Origin of the sequence: Streptomyces sp. NPDC048504 (assembly GCF_043200035.1) — a bacterium.
Lineage (GTDB): Bacteria > Actinomycetota > Actinomycetes > Streptomycetales > Streptomycetaceae > Streptomyces.
This window is the reverse complement of sequence record NZ_JBICXA010000001.1, coordinates 161,362-178,569: the sequence shown is the minus strand read 5'-3', so window position 1 is coordinate 178,569 and position 17,208 is coordinate 161,362. Positions and strand designations below refer to the sequence as shown.

General features: G+C 68.5%; 13 protein-coding genes and 2 tRNA genes. 3 read left to right on the top strand and 12 right to left on the bottom strand.

Annotation, left to right across the window (positions count from 1 at the left end):
- Positions 1-475: 475 nt before the first annotated feature.
- Positions 476-548, bottom strand: a tRNA-Ala gene (locus tag ACGFY9_RS00760).
- Between the two features lie 180 nt (positions 549-728).
- Between ACGFY9_RS00760 and ACGFY9_RS00755 the strand changes: the two genes are divergently transcribed.
- Both ACGFY9_RS00755 and ACGFY9_RS00750 read left to right on the top strand, forming a co-directional pair.
- Complete coding sequence (locus tag ACGFY9_RS00755) at positions 729-1,277, top strand: DNA-binding protein (RefSeq protein WP_019055167.1); 549 nt, start codon at positions 729-731, stop codon at positions 1,275-1,277.
- Positions 1,278-1,481: 204 nt separating this feature from the next.
- Positions 1,482-3,014 (top strand): serine/threonine-protein kinase, encoded by a 1,533-nt coding sequence (locus ACGFY9_RS00750; RefSeq protein ID WP_393750572.1) that lies wholly within the window; start codon positions 1,482-1,484, stop codon positions 3,012-3,014.
- 33 nt (positions 3,015-3,047) lie between these two features.
- On the opposite strand, the gene ACGFY9_RS00745 is transcribed toward ACGFY9_RS00750, so the two are convergent.
- A complete protein-coding gene (locus tag ACGFY9_RS00745; protein WP_393750570.1) occupies positions 3,048-4,385 on the bottom strand; it encodes a hypothetical protein in 1,338 nt (445 codons plus the stop codon).
- Between the two features lie 191 nt (positions 4,386-4,576).
- Positions 4,577-4,705: a DLW-39 family protein gene (locus ACGFY9_RS00740; RefSeq protein ID WP_003999697.1), complete on the bottom strand. Its 129-nt coding sequence runs from the start codon at positions 4,703-4,705 to the stop codon at positions 4,577-4,579.
- Between the two features lie 337 nt (positions 4,706-5,042).
- Between ACGFY9_RS00740 and ACGFY9_RS00735 the strand changes: the two genes are divergently transcribed.
- Positions 5,043-5,408 (top strand): DUF6344 domain-containing protein, encoded by a 366-nt coding sequence (locus ACGFY9_RS00735; protein WP_393750568.1) that lies wholly within the window; start codon positions 5,043-5,045, stop codon positions 5,406-5,408.
- 244 nt (positions 5,409-5,652) lie between these two features.
- On the opposite strand, the gene ACGFY9_RS00730 is transcribed toward ACGFY9_RS00735, so the two are convergent.
- The 9 genes from ACGFY9_RS00730 to dnaN all read right to left on the bottom strand — a co-directional run bounded on the left by ACGFY9_RS00730 (position 5,653) and on the right by dnaN (position 16,129).
- A complete protein-coding gene (locus tag ACGFY9_RS00730; RefSeq protein WP_393750566.1) occupies positions 5,653-6,063 on the bottom strand; it encodes a hypothetical protein in 411 nt (136 codons plus the stop codon).
- A gap of 114 nt (positions 6,064-6,177) precedes the next feature.
- Positions 6,178-6,254, bottom strand: a tRNA-Ile gene (locus ACGFY9_RS00725).
- Positions 6,255-6,377: 123 nt separating this feature from the next.
- Positions 6,378-7,169: a DUF3566 domain-containing protein gene (locus ACGFY9_RS00720; protein ID WP_393750564.1), complete on the bottom strand. Its 792-nt coding sequence runs from the start codon at positions 7,167-7,169 to the stop codon at positions 6,378-6,380.
- A gap of 18 nt (positions 7,170-7,187) precedes the next feature.
- The gene (gyrA, locus tag ACGFY9_RS00715) at positions 7,188-9,782 is read right to left on the bottom strand and encodes a DNA gyrase subunit A (protein ID WP_393750562.1); all 2,595 of its coding nucleotides are present in this window, start codon (positions 9,780-9,782) and stop codon (positions 7,188-7,190) included.
- 42 nt (positions 9,783-9,824) lie between these two features.
- Complete coding sequence (gene gyrB / locus ACGFY9_RS00710) at positions 9,825-11,885, bottom strand: DNA topoisomerase (ATP-hydrolyzing) subunit B (RefSeq protein WP_390167134.1); 2,061 nt, start codon at positions 11,883-11,885, stop codon at positions 9,825-9,827.
- Positions 11,886-12,237: 352 nt separating this feature from the next.
- On the bottom strand, positions 12,238-12,786 hold the full coding sequence (locus ACGFY9_RS00705) for a DUF721 domain-containing protein (RefSeq protein ID WP_393750560.1): 549 nt from the start codon (positions 12,784-12,786) through the stop codon (positions 12,238-12,240).
- The gene (gene recF / locus ACGFY9_RS00700) at positions 12,783-13,904 is read right to left on the bottom strand and encodes a DNA replication/repair protein RecF (protein WP_393750558.1); all 1,122 of its coding nucleotides are present in this window, start codon (positions 13,902-13,904) and stop codon (positions 12,783-12,785) included. The genes ACGFY9_RS00705 and recF overlap by 4 nt, the downstream gene beginning before the upstream one ends.
- Positions 13,905-13,983: 79 nt before the next feature.
- The gene (gene gnd, locus ACGFY9_RS00695; RefSeq protein WP_393750556.1) at positions 13,984-14,859 is read right to left on the bottom strand and encodes a phosphogluconate dehydrogenase (NAD(+)-dependent, decarboxylating); all 876 of its coding nucleotides are present in this window, start codon (positions 14,857-14,859) and stop codon (positions 13,984-13,986) included.
- Between the two features lie 139 nt (positions 14,860-14,998).
- Entirely contained in the window at positions 14,999-16,129 is a 1,131-nt protein-coding gene (gene dnaN / locus ACGFY9_RS00690) for a DNA polymerase III subunit beta (protein WP_019073352.1), read from the bottom strand.
- Positions 16,130-17,208: the final 1,079 nt, after the last annotated feature.

Here is a 17,208-nt window from a genome sequence, read left to right as displayed (position 1 = left end):
GCCCAACCGGGCCGTACCCCCCCCCCCCCAGCCCCACCCACCCCGCGCCCCCCCGCCCCATTTACACCCGCGGGGGGGGGCTGCGGGGGGGGGCCCCCCCCCCCCCGCGGCGATGTTTCACGTGGAACAGTCCCGGGCTCGATCGAACATCCTCGACTTCTTGATTTACGCAAGTTGCCGCGATGACGTTTGCAACGCCCCAGGTGTACAAGCAGCGCACAGACTCCCTTAACGGACCGCACACCCCTGATTACGCGTCCGTATTCACACCAGCTCACACACCTCCCGCACATGCGGGCACACCATCCCCACATCGCGCCGACGGCCGACGCAACGCCCCACCAGCTCCGCCCGGCATCGATATTTGCGCAAACAACTGCAACGAACAGTCGCCCTTTACGTGACGCACGTCACCTCTTGGGCACAAAGAAACACCGGCCGGACGCCACTGAGGGCGACCGGCCGGTGCGGGATGTGGAGCCTAGGGGAGTCGAACCCCTGACATCTGCCATGCAAAGACAGCGCTCTACCAACTGAGCTAAGGCCCCGCTAGAGAAGCGTCCGACCGGCAGAACCACACACCGGCGAGCTTCGGAGACCAGCGTACCGGGTCACCCCGGGTATCTCGCAAAAATTTGGGGGTCCCGGTGAACGACCACTCTCCGTAAGATGCTCGGCGTGGTTCGCTAGAGCGAACCGCGGTTTTGGGGAAGCGATGGGGAGACGCAATGGACGCCGCACAGCAGGAAGCCACCGCCAGAGCGCGGGAGCTGCAGCGGAATTGGTACGGGGAGCCTTTGGGGGCGCTCTTCCGTAAGCTCATCGACGATCTTGGGCTCAACCAGGCTCGTCTCGCGGGGGTGTTGGGACTGTCCGCGCCGATGTTGTCCCAGCTGATGAGCGGTCAGCGGGCGAAGATCGGCAATCCCGCGGTGGTCCAGCGGGTGCAGTTGCTGCAGGACCTTGCGGGTCAGGTCGCGGACGGCAGCGTGAGCGCGGCCGAGGCGACCGAGCGCATGGACGAGATCAAGAAGTCCCAGGGGGGCTCAGTGCTCAGCAACACCACGACCACGACGAGCAGTTCGGGAGCGCCCACGGTCAAGCGGGTGGTCCGCGAGATCCAGTCGCTGCTGCGCTCGGTGGCCGCCGCGGGCGACATCATCGACGCGGCGGACACCCTCGCCCCGACCCACCCCGAACTGGCAGAGTTCCTCCGGGTGTACGGCGCCGGCCGCACCTCGGACGCGGTCGCGCACTACCAGTCCCACCAGAGCTGAGCCTCACGGCCCGGCCGCCGATCGGGGGTTCGGCAGCCGGGCACGCGGCCGGCGAAGGGTACGAGGGGGTCGTGCCGCTCGCTGGGAGCACGTGCGGAACAGCCGCGAGGGAGTGCCATGAGGAACTGCCATGAGGGGGAGTCGTATCGCTCGTCTCGGGGGAAGCAACGGGGGTAGCCGAAGGGGGAGGAGCGACGCACAGCCATGGGTGAGGTCTTCGCCGGCCGGTACGAACTGGTCGACCCGATCGGACGCGGCGGTGTCGGCGCGGTCTGGCGCGCCTGGGACCACCGGCGTCGCCGCTATGTCGCCGCCAAGGTCCTGCAGCAGAGCGACGCGCACTCGCTGCTGCGTTTCGTCCGGGAGCAGGCGCTGCGGATCGACCACCCCCATGTGCTCGCACCGGCCAGCTGGGCCGCCGACGACGACAAGGTCCTGTTCACCATGGACCTGGTGGCGGGCGGTTCGCTCGTCCATCTCATCGGGGACTACGGCCCCCTGCCCCCCGCGTTCGTCTGCACGCTGCTCGACCAGCTCCTCTCCGGTCTCGCCGCGGTGCACGCGGAAGGTGTCGTGCACCGTGACATCAAGCCCGCCAACCTGCTCCTCGAAGCCACCGGCACGGCCCGCCCGCGCCTGCGCCTGTCCGACTTCGGCATCGCGATGCGGCTGGGCGAGGCACGCCTGACGGAGACCAACCTCGTGGTGGGGACGCCGGGTTACCTCGCGCCCGAGCAGATGATGGGCGCGGAGCCGGACTTCCCCGCCGACCTCTTCGCCGTAGGACTGGTGGCGCTGTATCTGCTGGAGGGGGCCAAGCCGGATTCCAAGGCGTTGGTGCAGTACTTCGCGGAGCATGGGACTCCGGGGGCGCCCAAGGGCATTCCCGAGGCGCTGTGGCAGGTCGTGGCGATGCTGCTGCAGCCCGATCCGCAGGCCCGCTTCCGGACGGCCACGGGGGCGCGCAAGGCGCTCGCGGCGGCCGCGGAGCTGTTGCCCGAGCCCGGCCCCGACGACGAGTTGATCGAGATCTTCGACCAAATCGGGCCGCTGCCTTCGGAGTTCGCGCCCGAGGGTCCGCTGAAGCGGGCTTCCGGGGTGGACACGGGGTCGACGACGACTCCCTCGTCGGCCGTGACTCCCGAACCCGAGAACGACAGGGGCGCCGGTGTCGGCGATGCCGGCAGTGTCAGCGGCGAGGGTCTCGACTCGGCCTGGCCCGGCACGGACTCCGTACCCGTGGACCCACGGCAGGGCATCGTCTCCCAGCCGCCCCCGACGCCCACTCCCACCCCGACTCCGGCCCCGCCGGCTTCCCCGCCCCCGAATCCGTCCCCGATGTCGGACACCGGCAGCTTCCATCTGCCGCCCCCGCGGGCCCCGTACGGACAACAGGCGGACCAGGCACAGGCGGAGCAGGCACATCAGGCCGCCCAGGCCCACCAGGGCGGCCAGTACCAGCCGCCCACGCCCCCCTCCCCCCATTACTCCTCCCGGCACTCCTCCCCTCATGACCTCACGCATGTCCTGTCCTCCCCCCAGCCGCGTGCTGATCCCTCTACTGCTTCATACACCGCTCAGGTCCCGCAGGTTCCACCGTCGGCGCCGCCGGTTCCGCAGCACCGCGGCAGGCGGGCCCGGCGCCGGCCCGGGCCGCCCGCGAGGGTGGCGATCCCGGTTCTGCTGCTCGCGCTGGCCTGCTACGCGGCGGGGTTCTGGGCGCTGACCCAGATCTGAACCGTGGGATCCGGAACGGGGAAAGGGGGGCGGTTACAGGGCCGCCGTCGAAGCCCGGTCCCGGCGCCGGGCCGACACCGTCCACACGCCGAGCGTGGCCAGCAGCACGGTGCCCGCGCCGATCCCGGCCACCGCAAGCACCTTCATCGCGGTGTCGCCGCCTCCCCCGGCGCTCCCCGTCACGGCCGCCGCACGGTCCTGTGCGGTGACGTCGAAGACGTTCTGGGGCTCGGGCCGGCCCGCGTACCCGGGACCGGCGTGCGCCGTACCGGCGACGCGCACGCGCAAGGTCACCGGGAACGGTCCCTGGCCGAAGTCGTCGGCCAGCTGCGCGTCGAGGTGCACGACGAGGTAGTACGACCCGGCGAAGCGCATCCCGTTCTCGTGGTCGACGACGGAGTAGCGGTTGCGGTACTCGACGGGCGGCAGGGGCTCCAGTGCCACGGACCTCTCGCTGCCCCGGTAACCGAGGCCGGCCTCGTCGACGGAGGCGCGTACGGGGTTGTAGAGCTCCAGGTCCAGCGCGCGGTCCACATAGCCGCTGCCGCCGTCGGCAGCGCCCAACTCGGCCGTGACGGACAGCTGTTGGCCCCAGTCGACCGGCACCTTGTAGAAGAGGGTCCGGCCGGGCCCGATGTCGTCCCGCCACGCGCCCTGTCCGACGGCGACCGCCCCGGCGAAGCCCGAGCCACCCGCACGGCGCCGGGCCTCCCCCGTGACGGCCTCGGGCGACCCGGAGTCCCAGACCTGGGGCGCGTCGGTCGCGCCGGCCTGGGCGAGCGCGGGTTCCGACACCGCGGTGAGCTCCAGCCCCCAGGTGTCCGACGAGGAATCCGACGCGTCGACGCGCTCGACGAGCACGTAGTACTTGCCGCTCCCCTTGCAGAGCGCCTTGCCCGCCTCCCGCACGGCCCAGGCGGCCACGGGGTGGGGACTCCGGCCGGCCCCGAAGGTGGCGCTCCGGTACGTGCAGCCGGAGCCCTTGGCGTTCCGCATCGACACCTTGATGCCGTCGGTGGCGGCGACGGTGGTCCCCGCCGGAGGCACGGCGGTCACGGAGACATAGGCGTTCGACGTCGCCTCGAGATCAAGGCCGTAGTAGACGCTGGCCCCCTTCGAGAGGGAACTCCGGTACGTCCCACCGGGTTTCAGGTCCACGGCGTCCGCGGTGCCGGTCGCTCCATCGACAACCCGGTCGCCCTTGTCGTAGCCGTAGGAGCTGGACGACCCGGCCGCCGTGGCGGGCCGGTCCGTGAGGGCGGCCGTCGCGCACAGAACCGCGGCGAGGACCACGACACGTCGTACGGCCCCAGCGACGGGCGTACGGCCGCCGTGTGCCCGTGTCCGCCACCACGCCGTACGCCGCCCCATCACGCGCCACCCCTCGTCGTTACTCCGGACGTGGCCCATCCTGCCCCGCACGCGCGCGTGACATCCGGGCAATGCGGACGAGTGTCCGAAACGCCGGGGTCGTGGCGGCCGTACCCGCACCGGGGCGAGGGCGCAACACAAAGCCCCGACCGCCAGGCGGCCGGGGCTTGATCAGAACTGGTTCTCGGTACTCAGGAACCCGTGGGCACGGAGTCGGTCGCCTCCGTCCACAGATCCTGCTCGGCGCGATCCGCCTGGATCTGGCGGTACACGAGGAGCCCGCCGATGGCGGCCAGTGCGACCAGGAGAAGCTTCTTCACCGCGCGACCTCGTCTTTCCTTGACGTAGGGGACCTCTGTCGCCCGACTATACACACCGACCGAGACCGATCAGTGACCTGCGTCCGGCGTCAACTCCCGCCCGGTACAGCGCAGTAGGAGCGGACGCTACCGCTCCGATCTGAGGGTGATCACATCCCCACAGACGGTTACTTCGCCCTCCTTTCGCGCATCTTCGGCCGTTTTCTGGCCTCTTGCACCCATCCGAGTGGTGTTCATCAGAACATCGACGCGCCATGGGCGTCGGTCCACCACTTCGCGACCCCCATACACATCATGAGGAAAGTACGCAAATCGCCCAACCTGAAAGCGAGGGGCCATGGCCCAGATCAAGGTCATGAAGTTGTGGAACGCCTTCGTCACCGGCTTCCTGGCACTGTGCACGGCGCTCGGACTCATCACGGTCACCGCGACGGTCGCCGCCGCGACTCCGCGGACCGAGGCTGCGAGCACCAGCGCGGTCGCCGAGACGACGACACCGGCGATCTCCCCCTGGTCCTTCACCAGGTCACTGCCCCCCACGATGAAGCAGCGCATCCGCGCCGAGGCCCACGGCAAGTCCCCCAGCTGCCGCCACCGCCCGCCGACGGACGCGGACGAGACCACGGGGACCGCCGAGACGACGAAGACGGCCGGCTCGATCGAGACGGACCACGCCGAGCCCGGAGCGCCTCTCCAGCGCTGACCCGAACGCCTCCAGTACCGGCCTGAGCCCCTCCAGCACCACCCCGGGTCCCTCCAGCACCGACCTGCGCGCCGGCACCCCGGCCCGCGACGTCTCCCTGGCCTTACCCGACACGAACTGCCCGACCGTCCGCCCTCTCTGACACAGCGGCGAACTTGCGTACAAAGCTCCAGAGACAACACAAAGGACCCCGAAAACCCCCGGCCCATCACGGCCGGGGGTCTTCCGGCGTGCCCGCGGCGCATCATTCCCCCGGCCCACCGCCCGGCCCGTCCGTGCGGACCAGAATCCCAGGGCAATCCGGATCGACCACGCCTGTGTAGGGGCTGGTCCAGAACTCCCGCCGGGTGCGCGGCAACGGCACTTCCACAAGGCGGCTGTCATGGATCATCCACAGGCCGAAGCAGTCGTCTTCCTCATCGTGGATCAGCACCTGAACGGTGTGCGGCGACGGCCAGGGCAGAGACTCCAGGTGTCCCAGCAGTCCGGCCCATCGACTTCGTCGCACGAACTCGATGGCCCAGCCGTCGAACATGCCGTGGCCGATGTCGGTGAACCGCCCCGTCCACGGACGGCTGTCGTCCCGCTCGGTCAGCGGTTTCATGATGTTTTCTGCGTCCCTGGCCAACACGACGACCTCGGCGAATCTGCTCATGGGTGAGTATCACCGGCCACTAGGACGGCACGGCAATCGAAATTCTCCCGAGCCTGAACCGTCCTCCCCCACCAGCACGAAGACCCCCAGCCTGATGGCTGGGGGTCTTCGTGCTGGTGGGGCTAACAGGATTTGAACCTGTGGCCTCATCCTTATCAGGGATGCGCTCTAACCAACTGAGCTATAGCCCCGCCGCGCTCTGCGGAGTGTGTCCCGCGCGCTGACTCCTGAAGATTAGCGCACGACATGGGCAGTCCCAAAATCGATAGTCACAGGACCGCCCGGGGAGGTTTCAACCCCCGTTCACCCGACTCTCACTCGTCCTCGGCGAGCGTCAGCTCGATGCCGCCGACGAAGCCGGCGGAGAGGTTGTAGATGAACGCGCCGAGCGTCGCGAGGGCCGTGGCCAGGACGACGTCGATGACCGCGATGATCCCCGAGAACGTCAGGACGTGCGGGAGGGACAGGAAGGACTGCAGGTCGAAGCCGTTCGACTCGTTCGAGCCGGTCGCCTCCGAGATCGTGCCGCCGACCGTCGAGAAGACCCCCATCGCGTCCATGACCATCCACAGCACCGCGGACGCCACGACCGTGCAGATGCCCAGCGCGATGGAGAGCAGGAAGCTGACCTTCATCACGGACCACGGGTCGGCCTTGGCCACCCGCAGCCGCGCCTTACGGGTGCGCGGCGCGGTACGCGCGCCCGTGCGCGGCCGCCGTACGGCACCGCTCTGGGCGGCGGGCGCCTGCGTGGGGTAGGCCTGCGGCGGGTGGTACGGCCCCGCGGCCTGCTGCGGCTGACGCTCCCCCGGCAGCGGGGAAGGCGGCGGCGCGACCGGCTGGGCCGGCGGCTGGCCCTGGGCCGGAGCCTTGGCGCCCGGCGCGGCCGGGCCCGCCCCAGCAGACTGCTGCTGGGTCTGCGGACCTCGGGTGTCCGTCACAGTTCCCCCCTGGGATCCATGCGAGTCGGGCGAGTGCGCGTCCGTCTTCTTCACGTCGATCGCACGCAGTTGGGTCGTGTGCGGATCTGTCGCGTTCGCGGCGGAGCCACGGCCGCCGCCGTCCGTGTCCGTACCGGTCGATCCGGCGCCCGTGGCTCCGCTCACGATGACTCTCTCCTCGTGCTACTCGTCCGAGGGTGCGTCACCCTCGTCCGTGCCGGTGGTCGCGACACCCTCGGTGGTCTCGTCGACGGCTTCGTCGCCGACGACTTCCTCCGCCTCGGGTCCCGCCTCGGCGTTACGAGCGATACCGACGACGGCATCGCGCTTGCCCAGGTTGATCAGTTGGACGCCCATGGTGTCACGGCCCGTCTCCCTGACCTCGTTGACTCGCGTACGAATCACACCGCCGGACAGCGTGATGGCGAGGATCTCGTCGGTCTCCTCGACCACCAGCGCGCCGACGAGAGAACCGCGGTCCTCGACGATCTTGGCGGCCTTGATACCCAGGCCGCCACGACCCTGGACGCGGTACTCGTCGACGGCGGTCCGCTTCGCGTACCCGCCGTCTGTGGCAGTGAACACGAACGTACCGGGTCGAACAACATTCATCGAGAGAAGCTGGTCGCCCTCGCGGAAACTCATGCCCTTGACACCGGAGGTCGCGCGCCCCATGGGGCGCAGTGCGTCGTCCGTCGCCGTGAACCTGATCGACTGTGCCTTCTTGCTGATCAGCAGCAGATCGTCCTCGTTCGAGACGAGTTCGGCACCGATCAGTTCGTCGTCGGAACCGTCCTCCGTCTCACGGAGGTTGATCGCGATGACACCGCCGGAGCGGGGGGAATCGTAATCCTTCAGAGGCGTCTTCTTGACCAAGCCGCCCTTGGTGGCGAGGACCAGGTAGGGCGCCGCTTCGTAGTCACGGATCGCGAGGATCTCCGCGATCGCCTCGTCCGGCTGGAAGGCCAGCAGGTTCGCCACGTGCTGCCCGCGCGCGTCGCGGCCGGCGTCCGGGAGTTCGTACGCCTTCGCGCGGTAGACGCGGCCCTTGTTGGTGAAGAACAGCAGCCAGTGGTGGGTGGTCGACACGAAGAAGTGGTCGACGATGTCGTCTTCTTTGAGCTTCGTGCCGCGTACGCCCTTGCCGCCGCGCTTCTGGGAGCGGTAGTCGTCCGCCTTGGTGCGCTTGACGTAGCCGCCGCGCGAGATGGTGACGACGATGTCCTCTTCGGCGATGAGGTCCTCGATGGACATGTCGCCGTCGAAGGGCACCAGCATCGTCTTGCGGTCGTCGCCGTACTTCTCGACGATCGCGGCGAGTTCCTCGCTGACGATGCCGCGCTGGCGGACCGGGGAGGCGAGGATCGCGTTGTACTCGGTGATCTTCGCCTGGAGTTCGTCGTGCTCCTGGATGATCTTCTGGCGCTCCAGGGCGGCCAGTCGGCGGAGCTGCATCTCCAGGATGGCGTTCGCCTGGATCTCGTCGATCTCCAGGAGGCCCATCAGGCCCGTACGCGCGATCTCCACGGTGTCGCTGCGCCGGATCAGCGCGATGACCTCGTCGATGGCGTCCAGGGCCTTCAGGAGGCCACGCAGGATGTGCGCCCGCTCCTCGGCCTTGCGCAGCCGGAACTTCGTCCGGCGGACGATGACCTCGATCTGGTGCGCCACCCAGTGCCGGATGAACGCGTCCAGGGAGAGAGTCCTCGGCACGCCGTCGACCAGGGCCAGCATGTTGGCGCTGAAGTTCGACTGCAGATCGGTGTGCTTGTAGAGGTTGTTCAGTACGACCTTGGCGACCGCGTCCCTCTTGAGGACGATGACGAGGCGCTGGCCGGTACGGGACGACGTCTCGTCGCGGACGTCCGCGATGCCGCCGACCTTGCCGTCCTTCACCAGGTCGGCGATCTTCTGCGCGAGGTTGTCGGGGTTCGTCTGGTAGGGGAGTTCGGTGACCACCAGGCACTGGCGGTTCTGGATCTCCTCGACCTCGACGACCGCGCGCATGGTGATCGAGCCGCGCCCGGTGCGGTACGCCTCTTCGATGCCCTTGCGGCCGACGACGAGGGCGCCGGTCGGGAAGTCGGGGCCCTTGATGCGCTCGATCAGCGCGTCGAGCAGCTCCTCGTGGGAGGCCTCCGGGTTCTCCAGGCACCACTGGGCGCCCGCCGCGACCTCACGGAGGTTGTGCGGCGGAATGTTGGTGGCCATGCCGACCGCGATGCCCGCCGAGCCGTTGATCAGCAGGTTCGGGAAGCGGGCCGGCAGGACGGTCGGCTCCTGGGAGCGGCCGTCGTAGTTGTCCGTGAAGTCGACGGTCTCCTCGTCGATGTCACGGACCATCTCCATGGACAGCGGCGCCAGCTTGCACTCGGTGTAGCGCATGGCGGCGGCGGGGTCGTTGCCCGGGGAGCCGAAGTTGCCGTTCGAGTCCACCAGCGGCATCCGCATCGACCACGGCTGCGCGAGGCGGACCAGCGCGTCGTAGATCGAGGAGTCGCCGTGCGGGTGGTAGTTGCCCATGACGTCGCCGACGACACGGGCGCACTTGTAGAAGCCCTTCTCGGGCCGGTAGCCGCCGTCGTACATGGCGTACAGGACGCGGCGGTGGACGGGCTTGAGGCCGTCACGGACGTCGGGCAGGGCGCGCGACACGATGACGGACATCGCGTAGTCGAGGTACGAGCGCTGCATCTCCGTCTCGAGCCCGACGGGCTCGACGCGCTGGGCGATGATGGCGCCCTCTTCAGGCGTACTGGGAGTGTTCTCGTCGGCCATTGCTGGTGAAGATCCTTCCTGATGCGGTCAGCTGAGACCGACTCAGATGTCGAGGAAGCGGACGTCCTTGGCGTTGCGCTGGATGAACTGGCGGCGCGCCTCGACGTCCTCGCCCATGAGGACCGAGAACAGGTCGTCGGCCTGCGCGGCGTCGTCCAGGGTGACCTGGCCGAGGACGCGGTGCTCCTGGTCCATCGTGGTGATGCGCAGCTCCTCGGCGTTCATCTCGCCGAGACCCTTGAAGCGCTGGATCGAGTCTTCCTTGATGCGCTTGCCGCTCTGCCGGCCCAGCTCGATCAGGGCGTCGCGCTCGCGGTCCGAGTACGCGTACTCGAAGTCGTCACGGCCCCACTTGATCTTGTACAGCGGGGGACGCGACAGGAACACGTGCCCGGCCTCGACCAGCGGCCGCATGAAGCGGAACAGGAAGGTCAGCAGCAGGGTGCTGATGTGCTGACCGTCGACGTCGGCGTCCGCCATCAGGATGATCTTGTGATAGCGCAGCCTGGCGATGTCGAAGTCCTCGTGGACCCCGGTGCCGAAGGCGGAGATCAGTGCCTGGATCTCCTGGTTCTGCAGGATCTTGTCGATCCTGGCCTTCTCGACGTTGAGGATCTTGCCTCGGATCGGGAGGATCGCCTGGTACTGCGGGTTCCGGCCGGACTTGGCCGAGCCGCCGGCGGAGTCACCCTCGACGATGAAGATCTCGCACTTGGTGGGGTCGTTCGACTGGCAGTCGGACAGCTTGCCCGGCAGCGAAGCCGTCTCCAGCAGACCCTTGCGACGGGTGAGGTCACGGGCCTTGCGGGCCGCCACGCGCGCGGTGGCCGCCTGGATGCCCTTGCGGATGATGTCCGAGGCCTCGTTCGGGTTGCGGTCGAGCCAGTCGTTGAGGTGCTCGTAGACCGCCTTCTGTACGAAGGTCTTCGCTTCGGTGTTGCCGAGCTTGGTCTTGGTCTGGCCCTCGAACTGCGGCTCGGCCAGCTTCACCGAGATGATCGCGGTCAGACCCTCGCGGATGTCGTCACCCGTGAGGTTGTCGTCCTTCTCGCGGAGCAGCTTCTTGTCGCGCGCGTACTTGTTGATCAGCGACGTCAGCGCGGCCCGGAAGCCCTCTTCGTGCGTGCCGCCCTCATGCGTGTGGATGATGTTGGCGAAGGAGTACACACCCTCGCTGTAACCGCTGTTCCACTGCATGGCGACCTCGAGGGACAGGCTCTTGTCCTTGTCCTCCGCCTCCAGGTCGATGACGGTCGGGTGCACCACGTCTCCCTTGCGGGAGTTGAGGTACGTCACGTAGTCGACGATGCCGCCCTCGTAGTGGTACGTGACGGTCTTGACCTCGTCCTTCTCGTCCGCACCCGCCTCGTCGGCACCGGCCGTGGCCTTCGCCAGCTCGCGTTCGTCAGTGAGTTTGATCGTCAAACCCTTGTTGAGGAACGCCATCTCCTGAAAGCGCCGCGACAGCGTCTCGAAGGAGTACTCGGTGGTCTCGAAGATGTCCGGGTCGGCCCAGAAGGTGACCGAGGTGCCGGTCTCGTCCGTGGCCTCGTGCTGCGCGAGCGGGGCGGTCGGAACGCCCAGCTTGTAGTCCTGCGTCCAGCGGTATCCGTCGGTCCTGACCTCGACGGCGACCTTGCTGGACAGCGCGTTCACCACGGACACGCCCACGCCGTGCAGACCGCCGGAGACCGCGTAACCGCCGCCCCCGAACTTGCCGCCCGCGTGCAGCACCGTCAGCACGACCTCGACGGCCGGCTTGCCCTCGGACGGGACGATGCCCACCGGGATGCCTCGGCCGTTGTCGATGACGCGGACGCCGCCGTCATGAAGGATCGTGACGTCGATCGTGTCCGCGTGCCCGGCCAGCGCCTCGTCGACGGAGTTGTCGACGACTTCCTGCACGAGGTGGTGCAGGCCGCGCTCACCGGTCGAGCCGATGTACATACCGGGCCGCTTGCGGACCGCGTCCAGCCCTTCGAGGACGGTGATGGCGCTGGCGTCGTACGAGGCGGTGACCTCGCCGTTCGAGGTGTGAGCCCCGCCGTTGGCGCCGGCGTCGGTGGACGGGATGTTCTCGTTGGGGTTGCCGGAATCGGCCACGAAGCGCCCTTTCTGGCACAGCACAAGCCAGGCTCAGGCTGGTGGCCGGAGCGGCTGCGGCGTGTTGCGTTGGTAAGCCTTAGTCAGCGTTGCTCGGTGTGTGTCCCACAAGTGGGGCGGGATTGCTTCCAGTCTACCGGTAGCGCCGACATGGATGGGGGTTTGCCGGTACCTGAGTCCTCATGTGCCGCCCTGAACCGGTCTCTCCCGACTCCCCATATGCGGAACGGGGCTCAAAGAGGCTCACGGAGGCACTCAGCGCTTCCGGGTGTCAACCCTTTGCTACTCAGGGGTCAGGTCGGTATTCGCAACCGCGTCCGTTCACCCGCCGGAGCCCGCGCTGTGATGTCAGTCACCCATAGGTGTCGCCGGGACCCGTGCTGCCGGGAGCGCGCAGAGGACCGTAGCGGCGGGGCGGCCCACCGGGGCCGTTCACCTTGAGGAGCTTCACCGTGCCGTGCCCCAGGTCCTCGTTCAGCCGGGCCACCAGCTGCGGGGCGAGGAGGCGCAGGTTCGTCGCCCAGGCCGTCGAATCGCAGCGCACGACCAGGACCCGCTCGTCCTCGTCGTACTTCTCCGGGACACAGTGATTGGCCAGGTCCTCGCCGACGATCTGCGGCCAGCGGCCCATCACACCGCCCACCGCGGCCGGTGTCTCCCACCCGCGCTCGTTCAGCAGCCGGTTGATCGCAGCGCCGAGTGCCATCGGGTCGCGGCCGTCGGCGCGCGCGCCGGAGCGGAGGCCGCCGCGTCGCGCCTGCTTCTTCTGCTGCGCCGCGTCCCCACGCGCGCGTGCCTGTTCCTTCGCGGCGCGCAACGCCACGCGCGCGAGGTCGACGCCGGAGGGCTCGGCGGCCTTCTTGGGCGCGGGTTCCCCGTCCGCGGGCTGATCCGTCGTCATACGCGCTCCACCGCCCCCTCCGCCACGCTGTACCGCGTCCCCGCCAGGACATGCGGTACGTCGTCGTCGACGGCGGCCGTCACCAGCACCTGTTCGCCGGGCGCCACGAGCTCGGCGAGCCGCTCCCGACGCCGTGTGTCGAGTTCCGCGAACACGTCGTCGAGCACGAGCACCGGCTCGTTGCCCTCACCCCGGAGCAGGTCGTACGACGCGAGCCGCAACGCCAGCGCGTACGACCAGGACTCCCCGTGCGAGGCGTACCCCTTGGCGGGCAACTGACCGAGTTTGAGAATCAGATCGTCCCGATGCGGTCCTACGAGGGTGACGCCCCGCTCGATCTCCTGCTTGCGCGCCTCCGCGATCGCCGCCATCAACTGCTCGTAGAGGTCTTCACGCGTGTGTGCCTCACCCGGAGCCGACGGCTTGTACTCCAGGGCCACCGGGCCGCCGCCGGGCGCCAGTTGCTCGTACGCCTTGTCGGCGAGGGGCTGGACCGCGGCGATCAGATCGAGCCGCTGGGCGAGCAACTCGGCGCCCACGCGCGCGAGATGCTGATCCCACACGTCGAGCGTGGACAGGTCCATCGACCGCCCGCCGTGCCGCCGCGCCAACGCGGCCGACTTCAGGAGAGTGTTGCGCTGCTTGAGCACCCGCTCGTAGTCGGAGCGGACCCCGGCCATGCGCGGAGAGCGCGCGGTGATCAGCTCGTCCAGGAACCGCCGCCGCTCCCCGGGATCCCCCTTCACCAGGGCGAGATCCTCGGGCGCGAACAGCACGGTCCGTACGATGCCCAGCACGTCACGGGGCCTGACCTGCGAGGACCGGTTGATGCGGGCGCGGTTGGCGCGGCCGGGGTTCAGCTCCAGCTCGACCAGCTGCTGCCGCTCGCCCTCTCTGACCTGTGCCCGGATGATCGCCCGCTCGGCGCCCATGCGGACGAGGGGGGCGTCGGAGGAGACGCGGTGGCTGCCCAGGGTGGCGAGGTAGCCGATCGCCTCTACGAGGTTGGTCTTGCCCTGCCCGTTGGGCCCCACGAACGCGGTGACGCCGGGGTCGAGCGGGACGTCGACCCCGGCGTACGAGCGGAAGTCGGCCAGCGACAGATGCGTGACGTGCATGGTCGTTCACCGACCTCCCCCAGGTTGTGGATCCATGGGCCGGGGCCTGTGGATCGGTGGATTACTTCGTCGTTGTGGACTACTTCGTCTCGACGGCATGGCCGCCGAACTGGTTGCGCAGCGCCGCGATCATCTTCATCTGCGGCGAGTCGTCCTGGCGCGACGCGAACCGCGCGAACAGGGACGCCGTGATCGCGGGCAGCGGTACGGCGTTGTCGATGGCCGCCTCGACGGTCCAGCGGCCCTCGCCCGAGTCCTCGGCGTAGCCCTTGAGCTTGTCGAGATGCTCGTCGCCGTCCAGGGCGTTGACGGCCAGGTCGAGCAGCCAGGAACGGATGACCGTGCCCTCCTGCCAGGAGCGGAAGACCTCGCGGACGTCCGTCACCGAGTCGACCTTCTCCAGCAGCTCCCAGCCCTCGGCATAGGCCTGCATCATCGCGTACTCGATGCCGTTGTGGACCATCTTCGAGAAGTGGCCCGCGCCGACCTTGCCGGCGTGGACGAAGCCGAAGTCGCCCTCCGGCTTGAGGGCGTCGAAGACGGGCTGGACCTTGGCGATGTCCTCGGCGTCGCCGCCGACCATCAGGGCGTAGCCGTTCTGAAGGCCCCAGACACCGCCTGAGACGCCCGCGTCGACGAAGCCGATGCCCTTGGCGCCCAGCTCCTCGGCGTGCTTCTCGTCGTCCGTCCAGCGGGAGTTGCCGCCGTCCACGACGACGTCGCCGGGCTCCAGGAGTCCGGCCAGCTCGTCGACGGTCGCCTGGGTCGGGGCGCCGGCCGGGACCATCACCCACACCACCCGCGGGCCCTTGAGCTTGCCCACAAGCTCTCCCAGGCTGTGGACATCGGCGAGGTCCGGGTTGCGGTCGTATCCGATGACGGTGTGGCCTGCGCGGCGGATGCGCTCGCGCATGTTGCCGCCCATCTTGCCGAGGCCGACGAGACCGAGCTCCATCAGTTGTTCCTTAGGGTGCGACGTGGCATGAAGGCACTTGCGTACCTGTGTCCGAGCCTAGACCCGGACGGTCATGCACACCTGTGGGCATACGTGCTCAAACGTATGCCCCGACCTGCGGTGTTCTCGTCGACGCCGATCAGCCGCTGAGGCGTACGGGCATGATCAGGTACTTGTAGGCCTCGTCCGCCTCGGCGTCCAGGGCCGGCTTGCCGCTGAGCAGCGCGGGCTTGGTGGACGTCGTGAAGGACAGCTGGGCCACCGGGGAGTCGATGGCGCTCAGGCCGTCCAGCAGGAACGTCGGGTTGAAGGCGATCGACACGTCGTCACCCTCAAGGTTCGCGTCGACCCGCTCCACAGCCTGTGCGTCGTCGCTGGAACCGGCCTCCAGGATCAGCACGCCCTGCTCGAAGCTCAGCCGCACCGGCGTGTTGCGCTCGGCGACCAGGGCCACGCGCTTGACGGCCTCCACGAAGGGGGCGGTCTCGATCACCGCGATGGAGTTGAACTCCGTCGGGAACAGCGAGCGGTACTTCGGGAGGTCGCCCTCCAGGAGGCGGGTCGTCGTACGGCGCCCGGCGCCCTCGAAGCCGATGAGGCCCTCGCCCGCGCCCGAGCCGGACAGCGCCAGGATGACGCTGTCGCCGCTCGTGAGGGCCTTGGCGGTGTCCAGGAGCGTCTTGGCGGGCACCAGGGCGACCGCGGACGCCTCCGGGTTCTCCGGCTTCCACAGGAACTCGCGGACCGCGAAGCGGTAGCGGTCGGTGGACGCCAGCGTCACCGTGTCGCCTTCGATCTCGATGCGCACACCGGTGAGGACGGGCAGCGTGTCGTCACGGCCGGCGGCGATGGCCACCTGGGCGGCCGCCGAGGCGAACACCTCACCGGGGACGGTGCCGGTCGCGCCCGGCATCTGCGGCAGCGCCGGGTACTCCTCCACAGGCAGTGTGTGCAGCGTGAAGCGGGAGGAGCCGCAAACCACCGTCGCCCGTACACCGTCTGTGGAAATCTCCACCGGCCGGTTGGGAAGGGCGCGGCAGATGTCGGCGAGCAGCCGGCCGGAGACGAGGACCGTGCCCTCTTCCTCGACCTCCGCGTCGACCGACACGCGCGCGGAGACCTCGTAGTCGAAGCTGGACAGGCTCAGCTGCCCCTCCTCGGACTTCAGCAGGAGGCCGGCGAGGACCGGCGCCGGCGGACGGGCCGGGAGGCTGCGTGCCGCCCAGGCCACTGCCTCCGCGAGTACGTCGCGTTCCACCCGGATCTTCACTGTTGCCGCCTCCTGCTGTTGCCGGCGCTTCTCGGCCTGCCTGGCTTCGTCGTCTGTCTCGGTGTTGTCGGTCCCTGTGAGGGGAAGGACATCGGGGAACAGTCTGACGCACGGCACTGACAGTAGGTGCCTATCGGGGTCAAGTCGTGACGGGGGGCTGTCGGGCGACGAAGCGCGAGTTGTGCACAGGCCCCGCTTCGAAACGGTTTCCCAGCTCTCTCTAGTTGCTAGTAGTAGTAGGGGCTGTGGATACCGTGGATAACCGCGTTTTCGCAGGTCAGGGCGGGAATTTTGTCCACCGACCCTGTGGGCGACGGCGGTGGACAACCTCGGGTTTCTGTGGAGAACGGAAAGTTCTGCACACCCCATGCACAGCCGAGGGCCACTTCTCCCCAGCGCCGTCCCCAGCTTTACCCGCCTTTCCCACAGCCCAACCCGGCACCTTCGTGTGACGCCTTTCACTCGACACGGTGAGATGGCGCGTTGCGTTGCCGAACAGTGGACAGCGGTGTGGAGAAGCTGGTGATCGCTGGGGACAACCGGCCCCAGTCTGTGGGTTGTCGGTGGACAACTTGATCCACAGGCTGGGGATCAAAGATCTCTCCACAGCCTGTGGATATCTTTTGTCCACGAATCCACAACCACCTGACCTGGTCTGATGGTCCCTCACCCACGGAGCCTGTGGACACGATCTGGACAACTTCACAGTCCCCAGGATGTGGACGGAAGAAAGTCACCGAATCTGTGGAGGACGGCCGTAACCCGGCGGGTATTCGAACAGCGGGGGCTCGGCCCGCGGGTTTGAAACGGGGGCGAGCGGCTGCCGGAGGGGCTCCGGACGGGCTGAGGATCAGCCGCGGACCGCTTCGGAGCGCCTTCAGCGTGGCTCCGGAGCGGGTAGAAACGCCTGCGGATCTTCTCCGGACGTCTCTGACACCTCAGCGCGCCCTTTGGGACGCGCTCTTTCGACGCCCCCCGACGCCCCTTTTCGTCTCGCAGCCCCCGTCCTCTCCGCCTACTCCCGACACCCTCCGAAGAGCCCTCCGCCCTTCCAGAAGTCTGCCGAAACGCCTTCCTCC